At 45.9% G+C, this 25,479-nt stretch carries 27 protein-coding genes; 7 read left to right on the top strand and 20 right to left on the bottom strand.

Annotation, left to right across the window (positions count from 1 at the left end):
* The first annotated feature begins 102 nt into the window (after positions 1-102).
* Positions 103-642, top strand: a complete 540-nt coding sequence (locus OO778_RS01615) for a PadR family transcriptional regulator (protein ID WP_005395734.1) — start codon at positions 103-105, stop codon at positions 640-642.
* A gap of 70 nt (positions 643-712) precedes the next feature.
* Here OO778_RS01615 and metF read toward each other — a convergent pair whose 3' ends face one another.
* From metF to OO778_RS01600, 3 genes are all read right to left on the bottom strand, one after another.
* Positions 713-1,615, bottom strand: a complete 903-nt coding sequence (gene metF / locus OO778_RS01610; protein WP_046874624.1) for a methylenetetrahydrofolate reductase — start codon at positions 1,613-1,615, stop codon at positions 713-715.
* A 261-nt stretch (positions 1,616-1,876) separates the two neighbouring features.
* On the bottom strand, positions 1,877-4,285 hold the full coding sequence (locus tag OO778_RS01605; protein WP_264910634.1) for a bifunctional aspartate kinase/homoserine dehydrogenase II: 2,409 nt from the start codon (positions 4,283-4,285) through the stop codon (positions 1,877-1,879).
* A gap of 12 nt (positions 4,286-4,297) precedes the next feature.
* Complete coding sequence (locus OO778_RS01600) at positions 4,298-5,461, bottom strand: O-succinylhomoserine (thiol)-lyase (protein WP_005395740.1); 1,164 nt, start codon at positions 5,459-5,461, stop codon at positions 4,298-4,300.
* Between the two features lie 225 nt (positions 5,462-5,686).
* On the opposite strand from OO778_RS01600, the gene metJ reads away from it, so the two are divergent.
* A complete protein-coding gene (gene metJ / locus OO778_RS01595) occupies positions 5,687-6,007 on the top strand; it encodes a met regulon transcriptional regulator MetJ (protein WP_005381353.1) in 321 nt (106 codons plus the stop codon).
* A gap of 112 nt (positions 6,008-6,119) precedes the next feature.
* On the opposite strand, the gene OO778_RS01590 is transcribed toward metJ, so the two are convergent.
* From OO778_RS01590 to fkpA, 12 genes are all read right to left on the bottom strand, one after another.
* Positions 6,120-7,397, bottom strand: a complete 1,278-nt coding sequence (locus OO778_RS01590; protein ID WP_006742766.1) for a malic enzyme-like NAD(P)-binding protein — start codon at positions 7,395-7,397, stop codon at positions 6,120-6,122.
* Positions 7,398-7,600: 203 nt separating this feature from the next.
* Complete coding sequence (gene bfr / locus OO778_RS01585) at positions 7,601-8,077, bottom strand: bacterioferritin (RefSeq protein ID WP_005395745.1); 477 nt, start codon at positions 8,075-8,077, stop codon at positions 7,601-7,603.
* A 101-nt stretch (positions 8,078-8,178) separates the two neighbouring features.
* Positions 8,179-8,367, bottom strand: coding sequence for a bacterioferritin-associated ferredoxin (locus OO778_RS01580; protein ID WP_031780493.1), 189 nt, complete (start codon positions 8,365-8,367; stop codon positions 8,179-8,181).
* A 331-nt stretch (positions 8,368-8,698) separates the two neighbouring features.
* Positions 8,699-9,883, bottom strand: a complete 1,185-nt coding sequence (gene tuf / locus OO778_RS01575; RefSeq protein ID WP_012841343.1) for an elongation factor Tu — start codon at positions 9,881-9,883, stop codon at positions 8,699-8,701.
* A gap of 153 nt (positions 9,884-10,036) precedes the next feature.
* Positions 10,037-12,136, bottom strand: coding sequence for an elongation factor G (gene fusA / locus OO778_RS01570; protein WP_005397643.1), 2,100 nt, complete (start codon positions 12,134-12,136; stop codon positions 10,037-10,039).
* Between the two features lie 75 nt (positions 12,137-12,211).
* Positions 12,212-12,682, bottom strand: coding sequence for a 30S ribosomal protein S7 (rpsG, locus tag OO778_RS01565; RefSeq protein WP_005382796.1), 471 nt, complete (start codon positions 12,680-12,682; stop codon positions 12,212-12,214).
* A 101-nt stretch (positions 12,683-12,783) separates the two neighbouring features.
* Complete coding sequence (gene rpsL / locus OO778_RS01560; protein ID WP_004399892.1) at positions 12,784-13,158, bottom strand: 30S ribosomal protein S12; 375 nt, start codon at positions 13,156-13,158, stop codon at positions 12,784-12,786.
* A 177-nt stretch (positions 13,159-13,335) separates the two neighbouring features.
* Positions 13,336-13,611: a sulfurtransferase complex subunit TusB gene (gene tusB, locus OO778_RS01555; protein WP_047010412.1), complete on the bottom strand. Its 276-nt coding sequence runs from the start codon at positions 13,609-13,611 to the stop codon at positions 13,336-13,338.
* 7 nt (positions 13,612-13,618) lie between these two features.
* On the bottom strand, positions 13,619-13,975 hold the full coding sequence (gene tusC / locus OO778_RS01550; protein ID WP_005397648.1) for a sulfurtransferase complex subunit TusC: 357 nt from the start codon (positions 13,973-13,975) through the stop codon (positions 13,619-13,621).
* A complete protein-coding gene (gene tusD / locus OO778_RS01545; protein ID WP_074190101.1) occupies positions 13,972-14,367 on the bottom strand; it encodes a sulfurtransferase complex subunit TusD in 396 nt (131 codons plus the stop codon). Before tusD ends, tusC begins: the two co-directional genes overlap by 4 nt.
* Complete coding sequence (locus OO778_RS01540) at positions 14,364-15,086, bottom strand: transcriptional regulator (protein ID WP_031780643.1); 723 nt, start codon at positions 15,084-15,086, stop codon at positions 14,364-14,366. The genes tusD and OO778_RS01540 overlap by 4 nt, the downstream gene beginning before the upstream one ends.
* Before the next feature lie 143 nt (positions 15,087-15,229).
* The gene (fkpA, locus tag OO778_RS01535; RefSeq protein ID WP_005397659.1) at positions 15,230-16,012 is read right to left on the bottom strand and encodes an FKBP-type peptidyl-prolyl cis-trans isomerase; all 783 of its coding nucleotides are present in this window, start codon (positions 16,010-16,012) and stop codon (positions 15,230-15,232) included.
* A gap of 128 nt (positions 16,013-16,140) precedes the next feature.
* Here fkpA and OO778_RS01530 point away from each other — a divergent pair, with 128 nt between their 5' ends.
* The gene (locus tag OO778_RS01530; RefSeq protein ID WP_031780644.1) at positions 16,141-17,127 is read left to right on the top strand and encodes a PQQ-binding-like beta-propeller repeat protein; all 987 of its coding nucleotides are present in this window, start codon (positions 16,141-16,143) and stop codon (positions 17,125-17,127) included.
* Positions 17,124-17,351, top strand: a complete 228-nt coding sequence (locus OO778_RS01525; protein ID WP_005381455.1) for a SlyX family protein — start codon at positions 17,124-17,126, stop codon at positions 17,349-17,351. The genes OO778_RS01530 and OO778_RS01525 overlap by 4 nt, the downstream gene beginning before the upstream one ends.
* 82 nt (positions 17,352-17,433) lie before the next feature.
* Here the strand turns inward: OO778_RS01525 and OO778_RS01520 are convergent, their stop codons facing one another.
* The 5 genes from OO778_RS01520 to kefG all read right to left on the bottom strand — a co-directional run bounded on the left by OO778_RS01520 (position 17,434) and on the right by kefG (position 21,742).
* Positions 17,434-18,375 (bottom strand): isoaspartyl peptidase/L-asparaginase, encoded by a 942-nt coding sequence (locus OO778_RS01520; protein WP_074190103.1) that lies wholly within the window; start codon positions 18,373-18,375, stop codon positions 17,434-17,436.
* A 130-nt stretch (positions 18,376-18,505) separates the two neighbouring features.
* Positions 18,506-19,042 carry a peptidylprolyl isomerase gene (slyD, locus tag OO778_RS01515; protein WP_005397664.1) on the bottom strand — a complete coding sequence of 179 codons (537 nt, stop codon included), beginning with the start codon at positions 19,040-19,042 and terminating at the stop codon, positions 18,506-18,508.
* A gap of 92 nt (positions 19,043-19,134) precedes the next feature.
* Positions 19,135-19,335 carry a YheV family putative zinc ribbon protein gene (locus tag OO778_RS01510; protein WP_005381449.1) on the bottom strand — a complete coding sequence of 67 codons (201 nt, stop codon included), beginning with the start codon at positions 19,333-19,335 and terminating at the stop codon, positions 19,135-19,137.
* A 33-nt stretch (positions 19,336-19,368) separates the two neighbouring features.
* Positions 19,369-21,165 carry a glutathione-regulated potassium-efflux system protein KefB gene (kefB, locus tag OO778_RS01505; protein WP_170892574.1) on the bottom strand — a complete coding sequence of 599 codons (1,797 nt, stop codon included), beginning with the start codon at positions 21,163-21,165 and terminating at the stop codon, positions 19,369-19,371.
* Positions 21,149-21,742, bottom strand: a complete 594-nt coding sequence (gene kefG / locus OO778_RS01500) for a glutathione-regulated potassium-efflux system ancillary protein KefG (protein ID WP_134648346.1) — start codon at positions 21,740-21,742, stop codon at positions 21,149-21,151. The genes kefB and kefG overlap by 17 nt, the downstream gene beginning before the upstream one ends.
* Positions 21,743-21,951: 209 nt before the next feature.
* On the opposite strand from kefG, the gene OO778_RS01495 reads away from it, so the two are divergent.
* The 3 genes from OO778_RS01495 (at position 21,952) to OO778_RS01485 (ending at position 25,451) form a co-directional block, all read left to right on the top strand.
* Positions 21,952-23,871 carry an ABC transporter ATP-binding protein gene (locus OO778_RS01495; RefSeq protein WP_031780646.1) on the top strand — a complete coding sequence of 640 codons (1,920 nt, stop codon included), beginning with the start codon at positions 21,952-21,954 and terminating at the stop codon, positions 23,869-23,871.
* The gene (locus OO778_RS01490) at positions 23,868-24,356 is read left to right on the top strand and encodes a TIGR02444 family protein (protein ID WP_005397673.1); all 489 of its coding nucleotides are present in this window, start codon (positions 23,868-23,870) and stop codon (positions 24,354-24,356) included. The genes OO778_RS01495 and OO778_RS01490 overlap by 4 nt, the downstream gene beginning before the upstream one ends.
* An 87-nt stretch (positions 24,357-24,443) precedes the next feature.
* Complete coding sequence (locus OO778_RS01485) at positions 24,444-25,451, top strand: hydrolase (protein ID WP_046874535.1); 1,008 nt, start codon at positions 24,444-24,446, stop codon at positions 25,449-25,451.
* The last annotated feature ends 28 nt before the right edge of the window (positions 25,452-25,479 follow it).

The following is a 25,479-nucleotide window of genomic DNA, read 5'->3' as shown; positions in this document are numbered from 1 at the left end:
GTTGGTGCTACTTATACATTAAAAAACTCAAGTGCCAGAAAGAGCACAGCTGAAAGTATAAGTAGCTTGTTTACAAGTTTATTGACCATTTGGATTGAAGACATGTCATTACCACACGTAATCTTAACTGTTCTTAGCACTCGCGACGCAACCGGTTACGATATCACTAAAGAATTCTCTGCTAGCATCGGTTACTTCTGGAAAGCAAGCCACCAACAAGTGTACCGTGAACTCAATAAAATGGCCGAGAAAGAGCTGGTTACTTGCGTATTAGAACCCCAAGAAGGCAAACCAGACCGTAAGGTTTACTCCATCACAGATGCTGGTCGCAGCGCTTTAGGAGAATGGTTTGATCAACCAACTGCACACCCGACTGTTCGTGATGAATTTTCAGCGAAATTGATGGCATGTGCCGTTCAACCATCAACACCTTTCCGTGATCAACTCGCCGAACTGGTTGAAGAGTCTCGCAAACTGGTTTCTCACTACAAAGAAATTGAAGCGGCTTACTACGCAACGCCGTCAACTTTAGACAAACAAGCTCGCCTAGAGCGTTTAACGCTTCGTCGTAACCTACTGTTACGTGAAACGTGGATCACGTGGGCTGAAGAAGTCCTAACAGAACTTGAAGTGATTGGTTAATTTCCTTTTACTTTGATACAACGAAAAAGGCTTGCCACTTGGCAAGCCTTTTGTCTTTTTGAAACCCGATTTATGCACCTACTGCAGCGCGAGGACGAACGCCTAGCGTATGACATAAAGCGTAAGTCATTTCTGCACGGTTTAGGGTGTAGAAGTGGAAATCCTTAACGCCTTCACGACTAAGTACGCGCACCATATCAATAGCTTGGCTTGCTCCCACAAGCTGACGAGTCACCGGATCATCATCCAAGCCTTCGAACTGTTTACTCATCCAGCCTGGTACTTTCACATTGTTCTGCGCAGCAAAGCGAGAGGCTTGCTTAAAGTTCGACACTGGCAAAATACCAGGAACAATTTCCACATCAATTCCTGCCGCCACACAGCGATCGCGGAAACGAAGGTAAGACTCAACATCAAAAAAGAACTGAGTAATTGCACGGTTTGCACCTGCATCTACCTTACGTTTTAGGTTCAATAAGTCAGACTGCGCACTTTTAGCTTCAGGGTGAACCTCAGGAAATGCGGCTACTGAGATATCAAAATCGTGACGTGATTTCAGCAGCTCAACCAGATCCGAGGCATACATGTCAGGCGCACCGCCACCAGGAGGAATATCACCACGCAGAGCAACGATATTTTCAATGCCATTATTCCAGTAATCATCGGCAATATTAATCAACTCTTCGCGAGTCGCATCAATACAAGTGAGGTGAGGAGCAGCAACCAATCCTGTTGTTGCTTTGATTTCTTTAATGATGGAGTGCGTTCTGTCACGCTCGCCAGAGTTCGCGCCGTAAGTCACAGAAACAAACTTAGGTTGGAGCGTTTTAAGACGGTGCACAGAATTCCAGAGTGTCTCTTCCATCTTCGCGCTGCTTGGTGGAAAAAACTCAAATGATACATTGATGTTGTCTGACAACTCAGCAATATTCTGGTTCAAGGCGTCAATATGGCCTGCGTGCGTATATCCCATCTTACTCTCCCTGTGGCACTCCGCCACGAAAACAAATTCCTTAAATCGACGTTTAGACGTCTATATGTCTACAGAATGTATTGAATACGATTTAATGTCAACCTTGTAATTATGAATTTTTCTCAAGTTAATAATGAGGATAGTTCAAGTTATTACTTGAACGTTATTTCACCACTTATCACAAGCCGATACTTCAGTATGGCACTGAAGGAAAAATAAAAAACCCTGGTCGGGTTCCAGGGTTTTAGGTATCTCGCAACTTTAGAATAAACCGGCTAATCGGTTGAGGTCGGATTGAATCGCGCCGGCTGTCACTTCTCTTCCTGCGCCAGGCCCTCGAATAACGAGTGGGTTATCTTTGTACCACTTACTTTCAATGGCAAAAATGTTGTCGCACGGCAGTAGGTTGGCGAGCGCATGTTCACGAGATAACGCTTCTACTCCCACCGTCGCTTTACCATTTTTTTCTAAACGCGCAACGTAGCGAAGCACTTGGTCGTTTCTCTGTGCTTTTGTCAGGCGCTCTTGCAGTATTTCACTCAACAGCCCTCCGTTATCGAAGAAGTCATCGATGCTAAGTTCTCTTAATTCTTCTGGTACCAGAGATTCAACCTTAACGCTGCCCGGCTCAATATCGAGACCAGACTCTCGAGCTAAGATAACCAGCTTACGCATCACATCTGAACCATCTAAATCAGAACGAGGATCAGGCTCTGTTAAACCTTGCTGCCAAGCGAGGTCGACTAAATCATTAAATGGTACTGAGCCGTCAAATTGTTGGAATAACCATGATAACGTCCCTGAGAAAATACCCGATAGAGCAACGATCTCATCCCCACTTTCACGTAGGTCTCGCACGGTATGGTTTATTGGTAACCCTGCACCAACCGTCGCGTTGTACAGCCAATAACGACCAATTTTAGCGAATGCATCTTGAACCTGATGGTAATACTGGCTATCTGCCGAACCCGCCACTTTGTTAGCGGAAATCAAATGAATGCCCTGCTGCGCAATTTCTACATAGCGCTGAGCTAAGTCTTTACTCGCTGTCACATCAAGCACTACGGCTTCATCGTAATTTTTTAGCGCTCCTAATTGAGTCAACCAAGACCCATCGTTTGCTAGGCTTTCATCATCAAATCGTTCAGCAACACTTGCTGCATCAATACCTTGCTCATAGAACCAGTAGGTTTGACTATCCACGACCGCGACAAGGTCGAAGCTCATGCCATGACGTTTTTCGAGCTCACCTTTTTGAGTTGCAAATAAATTTAACCAACTAGAACCAATGTTGCCCTTGCCACATAAAGCCACCGCCACGCGCTTTTGCGCTTGGAACAACTGGCTATGAATCGTTTGAACCAACACTTCGGTATCAGTACGACGCAAAACGGCGACTAAACTCAGCCCCGACTCAGTTTCAGAAATAAATTCAACCGGAGAGTGTTTTAACTTCTGATAAAAACCAAAACAATGGTTGGCGTTTTTCGTAACGCCAGCGCCTACCGCCGCTAAGAGAGAGTAGCCTTCTTTGAGCTTAATCTCCGCTTCAACCGCAAGCTCTTGTAAGTGTTTCAGTGCGCCACCGGCAATTTCTGCGGTATACGCCAAGCGCAACGTGTGTTGATCGGGCTGTGCCTCAAATGCCAATGGCTCCAATTGCGCTCGCTGCAACGCTTGTAATACATCATTCTGTGTTTTTTCGAAGTCGTGCCCATGCATGAAAGACAGCTGCACCAATAAAACATCATCCAGCGAGGTAATAATTTTAGCGCCACGGCCAGACGCCAAGACACGCTCAATACGAGTAGAGCCCGATTCCGGCAGATAGCTACATTTGAGGTTGAGATCCATAGTACTTTGCGCCACAGGCTGAAGTGTACGACTGTGTAGGACTGGGGCGGCTAAACGGGCGAGTTCGCTGGCTTCATCCAATCGAAGTAACGGTAACAGACACGCGTCTGCCACCAAACGCGGATCGGCACTATAGACACCAGCAACGTCACTCCAAATGGTGACCGTGCTCACTTCAGCCAGAGCACCAATGACAGTTGCAGAATAGTCAGAGCCATTACGACCAAGTAAAATGGTTTCGCCCGCCTCGTTCTGAGCCATAAAGCCAGTAATTACCACACGTTTATGATTGTGTTGCGCGAGAACTTCTTTTATCAAAGGATATGAACGAGCGCGATCAACTTCAGGTTGAGTCCCGGTTTCCGCACGTAAAAACGCTCGTGCATCTTGTGCAACAGCGGGGATAGAACGTTGAGATAATAACGCGGCCAATAGGCGAGCAGACCAAACCTCTCCGTGTCCTAGTACCGCGGCTTTTTGCGCGCCAGTGAGTGGTGCTGTCAGCTCAGATAAGGTACTGAACTCATCATGCAGTAACGCTAATAGCTCTTCTTGTACTTCATTTTCCAACAAGTTTTCTATTAGCTCCGTTTGGAACTGCCTTAGGCTTTGAAGTGCTTCATGCGCGATTCGGCCATCTTTGTCTAGCCCTTCCAGGAACTCAATCAAGCGGTTAGTGGTTTTTCCTGCCGCCGAGACGACCACAAGATCATTTTCCGTCGAATACTCCTTAAGAATATCCACAACGCGTAAATAGCATTCTGGGTTTGCTAAGCTACTGCCACCAAACTTATGCAGCTGACGTTGTAAAGTCATTATTATCGTCTCCTATTGTTGGGCAGCTTTAGCGAATGCTTGCTCTAAATCTGTGATGAGATCTTGTGCATCTTCCAAGCCGACAGACAAACGCAATAGTTGATGCGACACCCCCGCATCTGCAAGTGCTTCCTCTCCCATAGCGCGATGCGTCATGGATGCCGGATGACAAATCAAGCTTTCTACTCCACCTAATGACTCAGCCAATGAAAACAGTTGGAGCTCTTTAACGAACACTTTTAACTGCTCAAACGAACCGGCAAACTCAAAGCTCAGCATAGAGCCAAAGCCCGTTTGCTGCTTTTTAGCAATGTCATGACCTGGGTGCTCCGGCAGGCTTGGATGATAAATGGTTTTAACTAACGCTTGCTTCTGGAGATAAGCCAGTACCTGCTGTGAACTCTCTTCATGCACTCGCATGCGAGCACCAAGTGTACGAATGCCTCGCAACGTCATATAACTATCGAAAGGTGTGCCAGTCGCACCAATGCAATTTCCCCACCATGCAAGCTCTTCTGCATGCGCTTCTGTTTTGGTGATGATCACGCCACCAATCACGTCTGAATGACCGTTGATGTACTTCGTTGTGGAGTGGATAACAAAATCCGCACCTAGTTCTAAAGGTTTTTGGTACACGGGTGTCAAAAAGGTATTGTCCACCGCAACTAACGCGCCGACTTGTTTCGCTTTTTCACAGGTAGCTGCAATATCCACTACGCGAACCAGAGGGTTTGACGGAGTTTCTAGCAAAATGAGTTTTGGTTTTTGTGCTAATGCTGCATCCAAAGCTTGCTCGTCTGATTGATCGACAAACTGAACCTTAAAATCGCCTTTGTTGGCTCGGGTATTAAAAAGACGATAGGTGCCGCCATAACAATCGTGAGGAGCAATAATGAGATCATCAGGGCCAAGAAAAGCGGACACCCATAAATTTAATGCCGACGTACCGCAATTCGTGACAACCGCTCCTTTTCCAGACTCGAGTTCAGATAACGCACTTTCCAACAGTCCGCGGTTTGGATTTCCAGATCGTGTGTAATCATACTTAGGTACTTCACCAAAGGCAGGGAAACCATAGTTAGTGGAAAGATAAATAGGTGGAACGACAGCGTGATATTGGCTGTCTGATTCAATACCAGTGCGTACTGCAATGGTCGCAGGTTTGCGAGAGCTCATGGGTGTATCCTTTCACGGGTAATGACTTCTAAATAGGAATGCGCTATATCTAATGAGTAAAATAAAGTGATCAACACGCTTCCTTTGCTGTTCTGTTCACTTTACTCGTCAAAAAATGAGACGTCAACACTTCTAGACGTCTATATGTCTTTGCTTATGGCGGTAAATGCAGCTAAAATCAGCACCTAAATTATTTTTAACCGATTACATAAATGAAGGTGTGCAATGGCTGACTGGAATGGCGAATACATTAGCCCATATGCAGAGCACGGCAAAAAAAGCGAACAAGTAAAAAAAATTACCGTCTCTATCCCGCTAAAAGTTTTAAAAGTGCTAACTGATGAGCGTACTCGCCGTCAGATCAATAACTTACGCCATGCAACCAATAGTGAATTACTATGCGAAGCATTTTTGCACGCGTATACAGGTCAGCCACTTCCAACAGATGAAGACCTTCGTAAAGACCGTCCAGATGATATTCCAACAGAAGTAAAAGCACTGATGACCGAAATGGGCATCGAATTTGAGTCGTTTGACGAAGAGTAAAAAGCGAGACTGGAGGCTTCAGATAGCAATTCTTATCTCGAGCCAAAAGAATGATATAAAAAATGGGACGCGATTGCGTCCCATTTTTTGTACATCACATCTAATAGATATATTACTCTGCCATGTAGTTTTCAGGCATCTCGATACGAGCAACACCTGAATCAACTGCCGCCTGAGCCACAGCTTTTGCAACACGTGGTAGTAAACGTGAATCCATTGGTTTTGGAATGATGTAGTCTGCACCAAACTCAAGCTTATCGACGCCTGCGGCCTTCAATACAGTTTCAGGTACAGGCTCTTTTGCTAGCTCACGAATCGCCTCAACGGCTGCAAGTTTCATTTCATCATTGATTTCACTTGCGCGCACATCAAGAGCACCACGGAAGATGAATGGGAAACATAATACGTTGTTTACTTGGTTCGGGTAATCACTACGGCCAGTACCCATGATCAAATCATCACGAACAGCGTGGGCAAGTTCAGGCTTAATTTCAGGATCTGGATTCGAACATGCGAATACGATTGGCTTATCTGCCATCAGCTTCAACGCTTCCGCTGGCAATAGGTTTGGACCAGATACACCTAGGAACAGATCCGCGCCTTCAATTACATCTTCTAATGTGCGTTTGTCCGTGTTGTTTGCGAATAGCTGCTTGTATTCATTAAGATCATCACGACGAGTGTGGATCACACCTTTACGATCCAGCATGTAAATTTTTTCGCGCATTGCACCACATTTAATCAGCAGCTCCATACACGCAACAGCTGCAGCGCCAGCGCCAAGACAAACGATCGTTGAGTCTTCAAGCTTCTTACCTTGAAGTTCGATCGCGTTCAGCATGCCTGCCGCCGTTACAATCGCAGTACCGTGCTGATCATCGTGGAATACTGGTACATCACAACGCTCAATTAGACGCTTTTCAATCTCAAAACAATCTGGTGCTTTAATATCTTCAAGGTTGATACCACCAAAGGTGTCTGCAATGCTTGCAACAGTATCAACAAATTCATCGATCGTGCGGTGCTTAACTTCAATATCAATCGAGTCAAGGCCAGCAAAACGTTTAAACAGTAACGCTTTACCTTCCATCACTGGCTTAGATGCAAGTGGACCTAGGTTACCTAGACCCAGGATAGCGGTACCGTTAGAAATAACAGCAACCATGTTGCCTTTCGCTGTGTACTTGTACACGTTATCAGGGTTTTGTGCGATTTCACGCACTGGTTCTGCAACACCTGGGCTGTAAGCAAGGGCAAGATCACCCGCCGTTTCCGCAGGTTTTGTCAATTCGACAGCAATCTTCCCTGGAGTTGGATAAGCATGGTAATCCAATGCTTTTTGGCGATGTTCTTCTTCTGGAGTGGCTGCTTGGCGATTGTCTTCAGACATGGACGTTTCTCTTTTTTATTTTTAGGTAAGGGGGGATAAATTCTATCGGATAGAAATCAAACTTCATAGGCAAGATTGCGAGCAATATCCTTAAAAAGCCGATAATAAAAGAGATTAGACCAGATAGCGGGGATAAGCACCTGATTTTCGAGTCAGGTGCTCTTTTCTTCTTACAATTGAAGTACGCAAAATCCTGGACGCTATTACTCTTCGTCTACGTATTGCGCTTGGAGGTAGTTCTCAATGCCAGACATTTCAATCAAGCCAAGTTGCGTCTCTAGCCAGTCAACATGCTCTTCTTCATCTTCAAGAATATCTTGAAACAGATCGCGAGACACATAGTCTCGAATGTCTTCAGCATAGGCAATCGCATCTTTTAAATCTGGAATGGCGGCCATTTCAAGCTTTAAGTCACACTCGAGCATTTCTTTAGTATCTTCACCTATCATCAACTTGCCTAAATCTTGTAGATTCGGTAAGCCCTCAAGAAACAAAATACGCTCAATCAGATGATCGGCATGTTTCATCTCATCGATAGATTCGTGATATTCCTTATCTGCTAGGTGCTTTAACCCCCAGTCCTTATACATTCGAGCATGAAGAAAATACTGATTAATAGCGATAAGCTCATTTCCGAGCACTTTATTGAGATGTTGGATGATGATTGGATCGCCTTTCATGACAAAAACCTCCTCTTTAGCTTCATTTAAATGTAGAAGCAAATGAGAAGGTGTCAAAACGCTAGGCAAATAATTACTTAATTACCGCATGCTCACAGTAATTAGCTAGCTTGTTTGAATACCGTGTAACTGGTTTCCGCTAAAATATCCTTGGCCTGTCTGATGCACTTACCACATTGGCTACCCAATGCTGTGCATTTTTTGATTCCTTTAATATCCGTTACGCCTTCATCTATCGCCAACTTCCTAATTTTCTTGTCGGAGACCCCATGGCAAAGACAAACGTACATACTCAAAAACCTATTAAATTAACCTGTGGCAACCAATATAAACAAGAATAGTTCTTGTTACCAGTCGCATTGATAGGCCTGTTCAGAATATTTTGTTATATAGATTTGGTGACAGTAGGCAAAGATCAGAGGGTTAGGTGTTACGACTAAAGGTGTTGAAAAATAGAGCCGGTAATATTCTGTTTTTAAATTAAAAAATTAACGTATTTCCTACGAACACTTATAACCAAATATAATTTAGATATAAAAAAGGGAAGCCTAAGCTTCCCTTTCTCGATGCGCTTTCTTCATAAAGAAGAAGAGTGCAAGATTTCGTTTAATTCGTTATGAATTAGTCGAAGATCTTAGCAACAACACCAGCACCTACTGTACGGCCACCTTCACGGATCGCGAAACGTAGACCTTCGTCCATTGCGATTGGTGCGATTAGCTCAACAGTCATCTGTACGTTGTCACCTGGCATTACCATTTCTACGCCTTCTGGTAGCTGGATGTCACCAGTTACGTCAGTTGTACGGAAGTAGAACTGTGGACGGTAGCCTTTGAAGAATGGAGTGTGACGACCACCTTCATCTTTAGACAGTACGTATACTTCTGATTCGAACTTAGTGTGTGGAGTGATTGAACCAGGCTTCGCTAGTACTTGACCACGCTCAACTTCGTCACGCTTAGTACCACGTAGAAGTGCACCAACGTTCTCACCTGCACGGCCTTCATCTAGAAGCTTACGGAACATCTCAACACCAGTACATGTAGTAGTAGTAGTGTCTTTGATACCTACGATAGCAACTTCGTCACCTACAGTTAGGATACCACGCTCGATACGGCCAGTTACTACTGTACCACGACCTTGGATTGAGAATACGTCTTCGATAGGCATTAGGAATGGCTGATCTACCGCACGCTCTGGCTCAGGGATGTAAGTATCTAGAGCTTCAGCTAGTTCAACGATTTTCGCTTCCCACTGCTCTTCGCCGTTTAGTGCGCCTAGTGCAGAACCTTGGATAACTGGTAGGTCATCACCTGGGAAATCGTATTCAGATAGAAGTTCACGAACTTCCATTTCTACTAGTTCTAGTAGCTCTTCATCGTCAACCATGTCACATTTGTTCATGAATACGATGATGTATGGGATACCAACCTGACGGCCTAGTAGGATGTGCTCACGAGTTTGTGGCATTGGGCCATCTGTCGCAGCAACAACTAGGATACCACCGTCCATCTGTGCAGCACCAGTGATCATGTTTTTAACGTAGTCCGCGTGTCCTGGACAGTCAACGTGTGCGTAATGACGAGTTGGAGTGTCGTACTCAACGTGAGAAGTTGCGATTGTGATACCGCGCTCACGCTCTTCTGGAGCGTTATCGATAGATGCGAAGTCTTTAGCTACACCGCCGTAAACTTTAGCAAGAGTAGTACAGATAGCTGCAGTTAGAGTTGTTTTACCGTGGTCAACGTGGCCGATAGTACCAACGTTAACGTGCGGTTTCGTACGTTCAAATTTTTCTTTAGACACGATCGTGTTCCTTCCTAGTTATGATTCGTCGTGATCATTATTGATCGACGACGCGCCAGAAATTGTTATTTTATGCGCCAACGCCCGTTAGCGCAATATTTGGACGCCCTGATCTCGCAAAAAGTCGTAAACTTTTTGTAGTTCAATCGTCAATTAGTAACCACGCTCTGCAATAATTTTATCTGCGAAGTTTTTCGGCACTTCAGCGTACTCGTGAAACTCCATAGAGTAAGACGCACGGCCTTGAGTTGCAGAACGTAGATCAGTTGCGTAACCGAACATTTCAGATAGTGGTACTTGAGCACGGATGATCTTAAGACCAGCCACACCTTCGTCCATGCCTTCAATGATACCGCGACGACGGTTTAGGTCACCAACAACGTCACCCATCCAGTCTTCCGGAGTGGTTACTTCGACATTCATCATTGGTTCTAGAATCACAGGTTGTGCTTCTAGTGCACCTTTCTTGAATGCCATCGAGCCAGCGATCTTAAACGCCATCTCGCTTGAGTCTACATCGTGGTAAGAACCATCAAATAGTGTAGCTTTAATATCTAGTACAGGGTAACCCGCTAGAACACCACTATTCATTTGTTCCTCGATACCTTTCGATACCGAACTGATGTATTCCTTAGGAATCACACCACCCACGATTTCGTCTACGAATACGAAACCTTCGCCAGGTTCAGAAGGCTCAAGTTTGACCCACACATGACCGTATTGACCACGACCACCTGATTGACGAACAAACTTACCTTCAACTTCCGCTTTACCACGAATGGTTTCACGGTAAGCAACCTGAGGTTTACCAACGTTACAATCAACGCTGAATTCACGCTTCATACGATCAACGATAATGTCTAGGTGAAGTTCACCCATACCTGAGATCAGAGTCTGACCTGATTCGTCGTCCGTTTCCACGCGGAATGATGGATCTTCCGCAGCCAGTTTACCTAGCGCGATAGCCATTTTCTCTTGGTCTGCCTTAGAACGAGGTTCTACAGCAATCTGAATAACTGGTTCAGGGAACTCCATGCGCTCTAGAATCACTTTGTGGTTCTGATCACACAGTGTGTCACCTGTCGTCACGTCTTTCAGACCGATAGCAGCAGCGATATCACCAGCGCGAACTTCTTTCACTTCTTCACGCTTATTCGCATGCATCTGAACGATACGACCGAAACGCTCTTTCTTCTCTTTTACAGAGTTGTAAACAGCGTCGCCGGAGTTTACAACACCAGAGTAAACACGCATGAACGTTAGCGTACCCACGAATGGGTCAGTCGCGATCTTAAATGCTAGCGCAGAGAATGGTTCGTTGTCGTCAGCGTGACGCTCAACTTCATTTTCTCTTTCGTCAACACCTTTAATTGCAGGTACGTCAACTGGCGATGGCAAGAACTCGATCACTGCATCTAGTACCGCTTGAACACCTTTATTCTTAAACGCACTACCACAAGTGGCCAATACGATTTCGTTGTTTAGTGTACGAGTACGTAGAGCTTGTTTGAGCTCAGCTTCAGTCAATTCACCTTCTTCAAGGTACTTGTCCATCAGCTCTTCGCTAGCTTCAGCAGCGGATTCAACCATGTGGTTGCGCCACTCTTCAGCAAGTTCGATCATGTCAGCTGGGATGTCTTCGTAAGTAAACGAAGTGCCTTGATCGGCTTCATTCCAGTTGATCATCTTCATCTTGATAAGGTCGATGACACCTCTGAACTCATCTTCTGCACCAACGTTCAGTTGGATTGGAACAGGGTTCGCACCAAGACGATTTTTAATTTGGTCCACAACGCGTAGGAAGTCTGCGCCCGCACGGTCCATCTTGTTTACAAATACCAAACGTGGAACGTGGTATTTGTCTGCTTGACGCCATACAGTTTCAGACTGAGGTTCAACACCAGATGAGCCACAGAACACAACCACAGCACCATCAAGTACACGAAGAGAACGCTCTACTTCGATAGTAAAGTCAACGTGTCCAGGGGTATCAATGATGTTTACGCGATGCTCAGGGAACTGTGCTTCCATACCACGCCAGAATGTAGTAGTCGCAGCGGATGTGATAGTGATACCACGTTCCTGCTCCTGCTCCATCCAGTCCATGGTTGCTGCACCATCGTGAACTTCGCCGATTTTGTGAGAAAGGCCAGTGTAGAACAGAATACGCTCAGTTGTGGTTGTTTTTCCTGCATCTACGTGAGCACAGATACCGATATTACGGTAGCGCTCAATAGGAGTTTTACGAGCCACGATTGTATCCTCTTACTAAGGTGTACCTTAGAGTATAGAAAAGTGCTGCGAGAGAACCTCGCAGCACAGAAGGTATTACCAGCGGTAATGAGCGAACGCTTTGTTTGCGTCAGCCATGCGGTGAACGTCTTCACGTTTCTTAACCGCAGTACCTTTGTTCTCAGACGCGTCTAGCATTTCAGCTGCTAGGCGTTGAGCCATAGATTTTTCACCACGCTTGCGCGCAGCTTCAACCAACCAACGCATAGCAAGTGCGTTACGGCGAACCGGACGTACTTCTACAGGTACTTGGTAAGTTGAACCACCAACACGGCGAGATTTAACCTCTACCGCAGGGCGTACGTTTTCAAGAGCTTCTTCAAAAATAGCTAAGTGGTCTTTACCAGACTTTTCAGCCATAGCATCTAGTGCAGTGTAAACGATTTTCTCTGCAGTAGATTTTTTACCGTCAACCATTAGGATGTTAACGAATTTTGCCAGCAATTCAGATTTGAATTTTGGATCTGGAAGGATCTTACGCTGACCAATGACGCGACGACGTGGCATGGATTTATCTCCGTTGTCTTCTTCAGGTTTTATCCAAAACTTTTCAGTTTTTTCAAAAAATTAAAAATAATTTAGTGTTTGGCCTTACTTAACGGAATCCATTAAGACTTAGGACGCTTCACACCGTACTTAGAACGACCTTGTTTACGGTCGTTAACGCCAGCACAGTCAAGTGCACCGCGAACAGTGTGGTAACGTACACCCGGAAGGTCTTTTACACGACCGCCACGGATTAGTACAACACTGTGCTCTTGAAGGTTGTGACCTTCACCGCCGATGTACGATGTAACTTCGAAGCCGTTTGTCAGACGTACACGACAAACTTTACGAAGTGCTGAGTTAGGTTTTTTAGGTGTAGTAGTGTAAACACGAGTACATACACCACGTTTTTGTGGGCACGCTTCTAGTGCAGGCACGTTGCTTTTAACAACTTGCTTTGCACGAGGCTTACGTACCAACTGGTTAATAGTTGCCATTAACTAGCTCCTGATTTACTTGAAAGTAAGCTTTGTGAAAAATCTATCCCCAACTACCATTGCAGTTAGGGACGCAAAATTCTATGCAGCAGTGAGAGGTGTGTCAAGAAATATACGGATCTTTTTTGTTCAATTAGGACAATTCATCCGTAAAGCTTTAGCGACAGTAAATCACGTTCAATCCCAAGTAAGCGATTTATCCTGTTTAACTGTGAGCTCAACGAAGCCTGAGTAATTCACGATCGTCAGTGATGGACTGATACGATTCGCAATACCGCGAGCGTGAATATCGCTCTCTAGCACAAATACACTGCGGTTTTTTAGGTGGGAAAACGCTTTATGCTGCGAGTTAGCAGCGTACACGGCATCTTCTATAAGTAAGATGTCATCCTGTACATTACATAAGGGCATGGCGTCTTCTAGGGCGGAGACCGTTTTTATAATATGTAGCATAACTTCCTCAGAACGACAGTAGCTTGCCAGCGTGTTGCAACTTATCTTTGAGCTGCTCTGAGCTTAAAGCTTGAGCTTCAATGACTAAATCAGCTTGAGCCAAACCTCGCTGAGCTAATGACTCTGAGCACACAAAGACTTGTTCAATATCGTATAAATCGAAGAGCTTCAGCATCGGCGCATAATCTTTGCTCAAGATCTTACTCGGTTCTTGTCCTAGTAGAAGCTGGTAAACCCCATCTCCCATGAAAATGACGCTGATATCTTCACAGTAAGCCGACGCGGCTAATAGTGCATCCACACCTTCACGACCAGCCGCACTGCCATGCGGCGCACTACGAAATAGATAAGTTAGCTGACTCAAAACTGTACCACTCTGTCTTGGGTTAACATCGCTTCGGCTAAGCTACCTAAGCCGGCTTGCTCAAAACTTTCCGCTAGATTGCTCTGGACCAAACCATGTTGATTCGCTTCTTCTTCACTTACGATCCCGCGACGCAAAGCCGCAGCAACACAAGTTTCTAGACGAACACCATGCTCTTTTGCCAAAGATTGCCATGCCTTATTGAGATCAAATTCGTCGTTGGCAGGCACACTCAAAGCAGTACCATTGGTCACGCCCTCTTGATAAAAGAAAACGCTCACTAACTGATGGCCTTGCTTAATCACCGCCTTGGCGAACTGATAAGCACTGCGCGCTGACTGGCTACCGTAAACAGGACCGTTCACCACTAACGTGTAAGTCAGTTTACTCACTTTTCATCGTCCTCGGTTTTACGTTGACGAATGTATAAGTAGACGGTGTGTTTTGAAATGTTAAGACGATCTGCAACGCGGTTGATGGCATCTTTAATATCGAAGATGCCTTTGTCGTACAACTCCATCACGATTTGGCGGTTCTTGGTGTTGTTCGATACGGATTTATCCGCATTGATCTCTTCGATGGTGCGTTCAACAGTTTGGTCCACCAGCTCTTCTACGTCACTAGCAAAGTTAACCGAGGAAGCCGCTTCTTTTGCTTCTTGCGTTGGCATAAAAGATTGAAGGACTTGCGAGAAGGGCGCGTCCAAGTTGACGTTGATACACAACAAACCAATCACGCGATTTTCACCATTACGAATGGCAACAGTGATCGACTTCATCAACACGCCACCTTTTGCACGGGTAAAGTACGAACGTGAGAAGTTGCGCTCCGAGCCTTCGATGTCTTTTAGCATTTTAAGCGCTAAGTCAGTGATCGGTGAGCCGACTTGGCGACCCGTGTTTTCACCGTTAGCGATTTTAATTGCAGAGGTATTTAAGTCTTCTAGCGAGTGAAGAACGATTTCACAAAAGGGACCTATCAGGCTGGCGATACCATCAACGACCGCCTCATAAGATCTTAAAATGATTTTGTCGTGCTCGGTAAACGGCATCACGTTAACGGATTCCATTTCGAGCAACATCTCCGCGTTTATTGTTTCTGTAGTTGTCATAAGCCTTCGAGCGAAAAATCAACAAATTGGTGTAAGTTTATCAGAAAATTTGAAAATCAACCTAGCAAACTCACCAACTAGTGACCTAGAACAAAAAAGGCCCGTTAAACGGACCTTTTTCAATAACTTATCGCGGCTTATTGTTATTGCTCTGCGTTGTCGTTCTCGACTTTTAGCAGCTCAACTTCAAATACTAGCGTTGAGTTAGCAGGAATGCTTGGTGTGTCTTGATCACCGTATGCTAGCTCTGGCGGGATAACGAATTTGAATTTAGAACCCACAGGCATTAGCTGAACACCTTCTGTCCAACCTGGGATTACACGGTTAAGTGGGAATGTTGCAGGTTCACCACGATCGTAAGAGCTATCAAATTGCGTACCATCGATTAGCGTACCTTTGTAGTGTACTTGAACCGTATCAGTGTCTTTTGGCTTCTCTCCTTCAGCTGGAGTAATAACTTGATATAGAAGACCTGTATCTGTCTTCACTACGCCTTCTTGCTTCTCGAACTCAGCACGGAAATCATCGCCAGCTTTTTTCGCTTCAGCTGCTTTCTCAGCCGCTTGTGCTTGCATCTTTTCAGCAACACGCTTATCTAGAGATTCTAGTGCTGCACGTGTTTCTTCTTCATTCAATTCAGCATTGCCTTTGAAAACGTCTTCGATACCTTTTAGTACCAAGTCTTTGTTAAGATTAATGCCGATTTCGCTTGGCTTGTCGATGCTTGTGCTTAGGTAGTTAGCAAATGAAACACCGATTGCGTATGCCGCTTTATCGTCGTCGGTTTTAAAGTGAACCGCTTTACCGGTTTCTGCTTGAACTTGTTCTGCTTGAGGTGCGGCTTCTGTTTTAGTTTCTTCTTTCTGACAACCTACCGCTAGCATAACTGTTGCAGCAAGTAGCGACACTTTTAAAACTGATTTCATTAAATTCTCCCAATAATGGCTTTGCCATTGGTTGTTGTGCACAAATCTTCTATGAGACTAGTGAAGACAATCGTTATACCAATATACTAGCTATATGTCTTAAGACACAAACCGGATTATTAGATGTGATGCAAAGAATTTCTCATTTATTCCTATATTTAATTGTCATCACCACGTTAAATGGTTGCTTTTTCGCCGAGCGTGAAGTGCAGCGTTGGCCGATAGAACCTCAGGGTGCGACGAGCTTCGCACTTAGCAGAGATGGACGATTTGCTCTGCTCTATTCTCAGCAACACCATTTGATGTTGTGGGACCTAGAGCAAAATGAACAACTAGCCAACCTGGGTGAGCTCGATGCCGATGCCAACGTGGTATCCCATATTCGTATCTCAGACAATGGTCGCTATGCAGTCACAGCAAGCCAAATGAACTTCGCAGTTTGGGACTTAGGTTGGACGCAATCCGAAGGCCTTTGGTCTATTTCTGATGCGCTCATTCGCGACGTTGATATCACCAGTAACGGTGAGCAAGTTCTGCTCGGGTTATCCAACGGTAAAGCAATTTACGTCAACTTAGTCACCGGACGTCGCTTGGAGTTCCTTGCGCATCGTGAAAAAGTCAATTCCGTCGCCATTTCTCCTAACGGCCGCTTCGCACTGACTGGTGGTAATGACTACAAAGCGTATTTGTGGGACACCGAAACCGGACAAGTGCTGCGGACCTTCGAACATGAACAACGGGTTGTTCGTGTTGCCCTGCAACGAGATGGCAAGTTAGCAATGACATCCGATGGCGGAAACCAAGCGGTAATTTGGGATTTAAAAACTGGACAAGAAGTCACACAGTTGAGCAGTTGGTCGCGCCAATTGATCTTCTCTACTGCGCGGTTTTCTGATGACGGAACTCAGTTAGTGACAGGAACGCCTTCTGGCCGCGTTTCAATATGGGATACTCAAACCGGAAAACGGATTGGCGGATTTGAAGTTGAGCCCAAAAAAGACACTCGCCCTCCCCGTGCGGTCGTGTATGATGCAGCCTTTGATTCAAAACAACGCGTAATTACTGCTACTTCAGCAGGTATTGCCCAAGCTTGGCAGTTAGAGAACGGATCATGACAGAAAAAATCATTCAGCAATTGGAAGCACGCATTAATGACTTAGAATGTCAGCTTGCGTTCCAAGAACAGACTATTGAAGATCTGAACGGTGCCTTATCGCAGCAGCAACTGCAAATTACCAAGATGCTCGATCAGATGAAATATGTGGTAGGTAAAGTAAAAAATATGGACTCGTCGAATTTAGCCGATCCGTCAGAAGAAACCCCACCACCGCATTATTAAAATGCAGGCTCAAATAGCATAAAGCCCAGAACATGTTCTGGGCTTTGTTGTATTGATTACTTAAGAGGTACTCAAGAGGAAGCTATTCGTCGGCGTAAATTTTAACGCTCAGCTCGCCTTGCGTATTAATGCCAGCTCGGTACATGCCAGAGCTGTTCATCGCAAAGTGCAGCTCACCTTGCGCGTCAATTGCGATTAAACCGCCTTCGCCGCCCATCTCTTTCAGTTCCCCCTGAATAATATGCTCACAAGCAGTATGAATATCTTCTTGTAAGTAACGTATCCGCGCGGCGACGTCTTCTGCGACACGTTTACGGATAAAAAACTCACCGACACCCGTAGTTGAAACTGCGACAACGCCATTTTCGGCCACCGTGCCACAGCCTATCAAAGCCGAATCCCCAACTCGATTGTATTGCTTATTCGTTACGCCACCCGTACTGGTGGCAGCGGCTAAGTTACCTTGTTGGTCCAACGCTACGGCTCCGACGGTGCCATGTTTACGATCATCTGGGTAGCGAGATTCCGACAAAGCAAACAGCCCTTTCTCACGCATAGACAGCAACTGCTCATAACGGCGATCAGTAAAGAAGTAATCCTGTTCGGTATACTCATGGCCTTGTTCAAAAGCAAACTGCTCTGCGCCCTCACCCACCAACAACACGTGATTGCTGTTTCGCATCACGTCACGAGCGAGCTCAATTGGATTCTTGATATGACGAACACCAGCGACCGCGCCTGCGGCTTGGTTTCGACCATCCATGACAGAGGCATCCATTTCTACCATTTCGTTGTTGGTCAGCACCGAGCCTTTACCCGCATTAAAGTTAGGCGAGTCTTCCAATACTTTTACTGCAGCAACAACCGCATCCAAAGCGTCGCCGCCTTTCTCTAGAATTTGATAGCCAGCTTTTACCGACGCTTCCAAATCAGCCAAGATCGATTGCTGAAGTTCATTGCTCATCTGTTCACGTAAAATGGTGCCTGCGCCACCATGAATCGCAATCGAGAAAGGTTTTGTCATCGCTTTTTCCATGAGTTGTTCTTTTCTTCTATGCACTACACCTTAGATAAACAAAAAGCGCAAGTTGAAACCTCAACTTGCGCTTTTCAAAGCTTTACTAGATAAGATTATCTAGTGAAGGAGCTTGTGATTAGTGAGAACCACAGCTGCCGCCGCCACAGCAGCCTTCATCATCGTGATCATGGTCATGACCACAACCACCAGCTTGATGGATATGACCGTGTTCGATCTCTTCTGCTGTTGCTTCACGTGTAGACATAACTTCTACTTCGAAAGTTAGTGTTTGACCAGCTAGCATATGGTTACCGTCAACAACCACTTCGTTGCCATCAACTTCTGTTACTTCTACAGGGATTGGACCTTGGTCAGTGTCAGCCAGGAAGCGCATGCCCACTTCAATTTGGTCAACGCCTTGGAATACGTCCGCAGGAACGCGTTGTACTAGCGCATCGTTGTGCTCGCCGTAAGCTTCTTCAGGAGCTACCGTTACTGAGAACTTGTCGCCAGCCACTTTACCTTCAAGCTCTTTTTCAAGACCAGTGATTAGGTTGTTGTGACCGTGAAGGTAATCTAGAGGCGCTTCTGCTGTTGATTGATCAACAACGACACCGTCTTCCATCATTACTTTGTATGCAAGGCTTGCAACAACGTTCTTTTCAATTTTCATACTAACTCCAGGGAGATTAATTGACTTAACCTGAATGGGGTTAAGTACTGAGATATCTGGGTGTATTATGGGGATCAATTATCGAAGTTCAATTATTCCGGCTTAAAAATTCCGATCATTTCCTGATCTGAGTGTTTATTTTTCTCTACAGATTGCGGTTTACGCTGCTCAGTAAACTCACACTCGACACACTCAACTAACTCGATATTATTTTCAATCCACCAGCGCAGGGTATCTTGCTGGCTGCAATTTGGGCAGCTAGCGCCGGCAATAAAACGTTTCTTGATTTTCACGCTATTTCCTTAGCTTGAGTCTTGGCTCAAGTACTACTTCCAATGATTAGGTGACTGATGGTCGCTCTCCATCTCACGACCAAAAATTTCTTCTAGCTCTTTGCGTGCCTCTTTCGCTCTCTGAGCCAATTTCTTATCTTCATTGTGCTGAGGCAATAAGTCCTTAAGCATAGCATTATCTAACTTACGAAAATGTGCTTCTGCCCGCTTTGCTTGATATGGGTGCATACCAAGTTCTACGAGCGCTTGGCGACCGAGATCCAATGCCCCTAAAAATGTTTCACGAGAGTAATTCTCGACACCGTGGCTCATTAACTGATACGCCTCGACACGGCTTCTTGCTCGGGCTAGCAACTTAAGTTTCGGGAAGTGCACGCGGCAGATATCAACGATGGCCATCACCTCATCAGGTGAATCGGTACAAATGACCAATGCTTCTGCTTTATCTGCGCCAGCAGCCCGTAAAAGATCAATTTGGGTAGCATCACCATAAAACACTTTGTAACCATACTTGCGCAGTAGGTGGATTTGGCTGGCATCACTTTCTAATACCGTCACTTTGATTTTATTGGCATACATTAAACGTCCGACGATCTGACCGAAACGTCCAAAGCCTGCAATGATCACGCGTGGCCGGCGATCCACTACTTTCGTGGTCATGCCCTCTTCTTCTTGATTCAGGGTATGAGCAAACCATTTTTTTTGTCCCATCAGCAAAAGTGGTGTCGTCACCATGGATAAACTGACCACCACCAACAAAAACGCTACTTGCTCTTTGGATAAAATGCCCTCTTGGCTCGCTGCGGTAAATATGACAAAGGCAAACTCACCACCTTGGCTTAAAATCGCGGCCATACGGCTTCTCGCTTTGGCTCCGACATGGGCAGCTCTCGCCAATGCATACAAAACCAAGCCCTTAACCACGACCAAAGCCACCACCGCGCCCAGAATCTCTAAAGGGTGTAATGCCAATAACCCCAAATTTACCGCCATGCCAACCGCGATGAAGAACAACCCCAACAACAAACCTTTAAACGGCTCGATAGCGATTTCCAATTCATGTCGATACTCACTCTCAGCCAGCAGAACGCCGGCTAAGAAAGTCCCTAGAGCCATAGAAAGCCCGAGCTTTTGCATCACGACAGAAATCCCAAGCACAACCAACAATGCGGCGACGGTAAAGAGCTCACGAACGCCGCTCATCACAACAAAACGAAATAGTGGACGCAATAAGAAATGACCACCAATCAACAGGGCCACCACACTACCTAATACCGTGAAGACATCTAACCAACTACCGCCACTCTGCCCGCCAGCAAGCAAGGGCAACATTGCCAACATTGGGATCACGGCAATATCTTGAAAGAGCAATACCGCAAAACCAGACTGACCCGTTTCGGTGCCATTGAGCCCTTGCTCTTCAATCACTTTAAGAGCAATTGCCGTCGAGGACAGCGCCAACCCCATCCCAATCACCAAACTCACTTGCATGCTTACGCCGAACATACTGACGACACTGCCGATCACGGCGGTCGTAACCACCACCTGCGCGCCGCCTAAACCTAGAATCGGTCCTCGCATTTGCCACAGTTTTTTAGGATTTAGTTCAAGGCCGATCAAGAACAGTAACAACACGACCCCAAGTTCAGCAAAGTGCAAAATAGCATCAACATCACTGATTAAGCCAAGGCCCCAAGGGCCAATCAACACACCGGCAAGTAAATAACCTAAAACCGAGCCAAGTCCGAGACGCTGAGCAATCGGCACCGCGATAACCGCAGCCGAGAGAAAGACCACGCTACTTTGAAGAAACTCACTGGTTATCGCCATACTGACCTCCTTGGTCTGTTGCTTCCCAGTTTTCAAGTGGGTTGTTCAACCACCGACGATACAATTCGGCGTGCTCATACCGCTCAATATCCGAGACATTACGCGACCAATACAACACCAAAGGTTCAATCCAGTGCATTTGACACAAGGCGGCCGTCAGTTCAAACGGTTGTAAGATTTGCTGTAATGGATATTTGTTGTACCCCTTCGCGCTAAAGGCCTCTTCTTTCCCACCCGTTGTAATCACACTGCGCCAGTATTTTCCCTCTAGCGCCGAACCTCCGCCAAAAGCAAAACCTTTGCCCAGCACTCGGTCCAACCACTCTTTTAACAGGGCTGGGCATGAATACATATAAAGCGGGTGATGAAACACGATCACATCATGCGTAAGCAACAACTCATGTTCGTAATTCACATCAATAAAGAAGTCAGGGTAAACACCGTAAAGATCGTGCACAGTGACGTGATCAAGCGACTGAGCTTTTTTAATCATCACTTGATTAGCAATCGAGTTATGTGGCTCTGGATGAGCATAAATGACCAGAACTCTTGGGAGAATAGACGGTGCAACAGCCAAATGGTCGTCCTTGTGGTTATTTTTATCCGTTATCAAATTGTTATACTTTTTTGTACAGCATAATGCAATTAAAGCGAATCAATCGACTTTTCCGGCCAATACCCCTACTATTCACCGCTAGATATATACCCAAGTGGCTTTAAAAACGATTGAAACCACTTCGCTATGTAACCAAGCAACGCGCACTGCGCAAAGTGAATGAAAACTTTATGATTACCTTCTCTGATATTCAGTTACTGCGTGGCGGTAAACCTCTTTTAGATCAAGCTTCAGCGACTATCCATCCTGGCGATAAAGTCGGCCTTGTGGGCAAAAACGGCTGCGGTAAATCAACGCTATTTGCATTGCTGAAAGATGAACTGTCGATTGATGCAGGCTCATTTAGCCAACCTCAACATTGGGAGTTGGCCTGGGTCGCACAGGAAACGCCTGCGCTAGAGCGCACTGCACTGGAATACGTCATTGATGGTGATCGCGAGTACCGAGCGCTCGAAAAGCAGTTGGCTGAAGCGGAAGCACAAGACAACGGCACCTTGGTTGCCGAGATCCACGGTAAAATTGAAACCATCGGCGGTTATAGCATTCGCGCTCGCGCGGCAGAATTGCTCGACGGTTTAGGTTTCAGCCAAGAGCAAATGAGTTGGAGTTTGACTCAATTCTCAGGTGGTTGGCGTATGCGCCTTAACTTAGCCCAGGCGCTATTGTGCCGTTCTGACTTATTGCTACTCGATGAGCCAACCAACCACTTGGACTTAGACGCAGTGATGTGGCTTGAACGTTGGCTACAAAACTACCCAGGCACACTGATCCTGATCTCGCACGACCGTGACTTCCTTGACCCAATTGTTGGCCGTATTATTCACATCGAAAACCAACAATTGAACGAATACACGGGTAACTATTCGTCGTTCGAAAACCAACGAGCGCAAAAAATGGTGCTGCAGCAAGCGATGTTCGAGAAGCAACAGAAACAGATGTCGCACATGCAAAGCTACATCGACCGCTTCCGTTATAAAGCCTCTAAAGCACGCCAGGCTCAAAGCCGTATTAAAGCTTTGGAGCGCATGGAGAAAGTGTTACCCGCTCAATTCGATAACCCATTTAGCTTCCAATTCCGTGAGCCCGCGGCGCTGCCAAACCCAATCATGATGATGGATGAAGTATCGGCAGGCTACGGTGACAACCTGATCTTAGAGAAGATCAGGTTGAACTTGGTTCCTGGCAGTCGCATTGGTCTACTCGGCCGTAATGGCGCGGGTAAATCGACCTTGATCAAATTGCTCTCTGGTGAGCTTAACGCGCAAGGTGGCGATCTGACTTACTCACAAGGCGTAAAAATAGGTTACTTTGCCCAGCATCAATTAGAAACGCTGCACCCAGAGGAAACGCCGCTGCAACACATGATGCAGATCGCGCCGGATCAAACCGAACAACAGCTACGTGATTACCTAGGCAGCTTTGGCTTCCAAGGCGACAAAGCACTGGAGAAAGTCGCACCGTTTTCGGGTGGTGAAAAAGCCCGTTTAGTGCTGGCCTTAATTGTGTGGCAAAAGCCAAACCTGTTGCTACTTGATGAACCAACCAACCACTTGGATTTGGACATGCGTCAGGCATTGACGATGGCACTGCAAACGTTCGAAGGTGCAATGGTGATTGTTTCGCACGACCGTTACCTATTGCGTGCTACAACCGATGACTTGTACTTGGTGCACGATCGTCAAGTTGCGCCGTTCGATGGTGACTTAAACGACTACTACAAGTGGTTAACCGAGCAACAAAGAGCGGAACGCAAAGAGGCACAAGCCGCACAGCCAGCCAAAGATAGCGCCAACAGCGCTGCAGCGAAAAAAGAGCAGAAACGTCGCGATGCAGAATTTCGTAAGCAGACGGCGCCAATTCGCAAAACGCTGACACAATTAGAAAATAAAATGGATAAGTTAGGTGCTGCACTGGCCGAAGCTGAAGAACAATTGGCAGATAACTCACTGTATGAAGCCGAAAATAAAGCTAAACTTAACCAAGTGCTGGCTCTTCAAGCTTCTAGTAAGGCAGAGCTCGAAGAAATTGAAATGGAATGGATGTCTGCTCAGGAAGAACTGGAGCAGATGGAGCTAGAGTTTAATCAATGAGTAATCAACACGCTGAATACACACTCACCCTAGAACACCTTTGGCAGTTCAGTCTGCAGTTTTATGGTGTGCGAGAAGTGAAAGAAGCGTGTTTATCATTGCAGAACAATTATCACGGCAACGTGAACCTACTCCTGCTGCTCAGATGGCTCGATGAGCAGCAACTCATTTTCCAAGAAAAAGACTGGCCTCTGGTACAAAGCTGTCTGGGCCGAAGCGAAACCTTATTGCACTCTTTTCGCGACTTACGTCGCCATCTTAAGTCTCAAGTCAATGACGCTTTATATCGTGAAACCTTGCAGTTTGAGCTGCAACTAGAAAAGCAGCAACAAGCGGATTTGGTGAACTGCATTAACTCGCTCACGCTGGTCAAAAATGATGGCGCCCCACTCACGCTGAGATACTGTCGTCAACTTGGTGGTGAGCATTTGCAACAGGCCTTTGCTATTCCGGTGCCAAACATTCACCCACCAAAACGCCCATAAATCTGTAGAATACCTATAATCTTTATAAAGGATTATATTAATAAGTTCTTCAACTGACACCGAAGAACCGCATAAGAGCAGTTAGGTATGACACAATTTTTCGCAGCCGCCGGGATCAAAAACCCGCATCTTCAAACGCTTTTACCGCGTTTTATTCGCAAAAAAGCGTTGTTTACGCCGATTTGGCAAACCCTCGATACATCCGATGGCGACTTTCTCGATCTCGCATGGAGCGAGGACCCAACCCAAGAACCTGCGCAAAAAAAGCCGATTTTTGTTTTATTTCATGGACTAGAAGGCTGCTTCTATAGCCCTTACGCCAATGGCCTAATGAATGCATTTGCTCAATCCGGATGGCTGTCGGTGATGATGCATTTCCGCGGTTGTAGCGGTAAGCCAAACAAGAAAGCTCGCGCCTATCATTCTGGTGAAGTGACTGACGCCCGCCACTTCTTAGAGCACCTTGAGCAACGCTTTCCTGATAACCCCAAAGTTGCGGTCGGTATTTCTCTTGGCGGTAACATGTTGGCGAATTATTTAGCCCAATACAAAGACCACCCCATTTTGAATGCGGCGACCATTATCTCAGCGCCTTTAGACCTAGCAGCGTGTGCGAACCGTATTGAACAAGGCTTTTCGAAAGTGTATCGCCGTTACCTGCTCTCTTCGCTCAAACGCAACGCGTTGCAAAAACATCACTTGTTGCATGGCGAGCTCGCTTTGTCCTACAACTCAATAAAACGTGTTACACGATTGTATGAATTCGATGATTTGATCACGGCACCACTGCACGGTTTTAAAGACGCACAAGATTATTACGATCAATGTTCTGGCTTAAGTAAATTACAACAGATCACGCTACCGACACTGATCATTCACGCCAAAGACGATCCATTCATGACCGACGATGTGATCCCGAAATTTGTTCTGCCAGATAATATTGATTACCGTCTCTTTGAGCACGGTGGGCATGTTGGTTTCCTGACAGGTTCAGCGCTCAAGCCGAAATTTTGGTTGGAAGAAGCGCTGCCAGCGTATTACGAAAGTATTGCCGCAGATTACCTTTCTGCTGTATCCAAGCAGCGAAAGCAGTAAACTAGCCGCTCATCATAAAAGTTCGAGG

The sequence above is a fragment of the Vibrio sp. STUT-A16 genome (assembly GCF_026000495.1).
Classification (GTDB): Bacteria; Pseudomonadota; Gammaproteobacteria; order Enterobacterales; family Vibrionaceae; genus Vibrio; species Vibrio diabolicus.
Note: the sequence above shows the minus strand (reverse complement) of the source record. Positions and strands in the feature narration are given on the sequence as shown.

Excerpts from the sequence above, each read along its gene's own strand:
- rpsG (WP_005382796.1), bottom strand. The coding sequence starts at position 12,682 with ATGCCACGTCGTCGCGTCATTGGTCAGCGTAAGATCCTTCCAGATCCA.
- bfr (WP_005395745.1), bottom strand. The coding sequence starts at position 8,077 with ATGAAAGGCGATCCAATCATCATCCAACATCTCAATAAAGTGCTCGGA.
- kefB (WP_170892574.1), bottom strand. The coding sequence starts at position 21,165 with ATGGCGATAACCAGTGAGTTTCTTCAAAGTAGCGTGGTCTTTCTCTCG.
- OO778_RS01615 (WP_005395734.1), top strand. The coding sequence starts at position 103 with ATGTCATTACCACACGTAATCTTAACTGTTCTTAGCACTCGCGACGCA.
- metF (WP_046874624.1), bottom strand. The coding sequence starts at position 1,615 with ATGGGATATACGCACGCAGGCCATATTGACGCCTTGAACCAGAATATT.
- OO778_RS01530 (WP_031780644.1), top strand. The coding sequence starts at position 16,141 with ATGCAAAGAATTTCTCATTTATTCCTATATTTAATTGTCATCACCACG.
- rpsL (WP_004399892.1), bottom strand. The coding sequence starts at position 13,158 with ATGGCAACTATTAACCAGTTGGTACGTAAGCCTCGTGCAAAGCAAGTT.
- tusB (WP_047010412.1), bottom strand. The coding sequence starts at position 13,611 with ATGCTACATATTATAAAAACGGTCTCCGCCCTAGAAGACGCCATGCCC.
- OO778_RS01540 (WP_031780643.1), bottom strand. The coding sequence starts at position 15,086 with ATGACAACTACAGAAACAATAAACGCGGAGATGTTGCTCGAAATGGAA.
- OO778_RS01590 (WP_006742766.1), bottom strand. The coding sequence starts at position 7,397 with ATGTCTGAAGACAATCGCCAAGCAGCCACTCCAGAAGAAGAACATCGC.
- OO778_RS01495 (WP_031780646.1), top strand. The coding sequence starts at position 21,952 with ATGATTACCTTCTCTGATATTCAGTTACTGCGTGGCGGTAAACCTCTT.
- metJ (WP_005381353.1), top strand. The coding sequence starts at position 5,687 with ATGGCTGACTGGAATGGCGAATACATTAGCCCATATGCAGAGCACGGC.
- OO778_RS01525 (WP_005381455.1), top strand. The coding sequence starts at position 17,124 with ATGACAGAAAAAATCATTCAGCAATTGGAAGCACGCATTAATGACTTA.
- OO778_RS01520 (WP_074190103.1), bottom strand. The coding sequence starts at position 18,375 with ATGACAAAACCTTTCTCGATTGCGATTCATGGTGGCGCAGGCACCATT.
- slyD (WP_005397664.1), bottom strand. The coding sequence starts at position 19,042 with ATGAAAATTGAAAAGAACGTTGTTGCAAGCCTTGCATACAAAGTAATG.
- OO778_RS01580 (WP_031780493.1), bottom strand. The coding sequence starts at position 8,367 with ATGTACGTTTGTCTTTGCCATGGGGTCTCCGACAAGAAAATTAGGAAG.
- OO778_RS01600 (WP_005395740.1), bottom strand. The coding sequence starts at position 5,461 with ATGAGCTCTCGCAAACCTGCGACCATTGCAGTACGCACTGGTATTGAA.
- OO778_RS01485 (WP_046874535.1), top strand. The coding sequence starts at position 24,444 with ATGACACAATTTTTCGCAGCCGCCGGGATCAAAAACCCGCATCTTCAA.
- OO778_RS01605 (WP_264910634.1), bottom strand. The coding sequence starts at position 4,285 with ATGACTTTACAACGTCAGCTGCATAAGTTTGGTGGCAGTAGCTTAGCA.
- fkpA (WP_005397659.1), bottom strand. The coding sequence starts at position 16,012 with ATGAAATCAGTTTTAAAAGTGTCGCTACTTGCTGCAACAGTTATGCTA.
- OO778_RS01490 (WP_005397673.1), top strand. The coding sequence starts at position 23,868 with ATGAGTAATCAACACGCTGAATACACACTCACCCTAGAACACCTTTGG.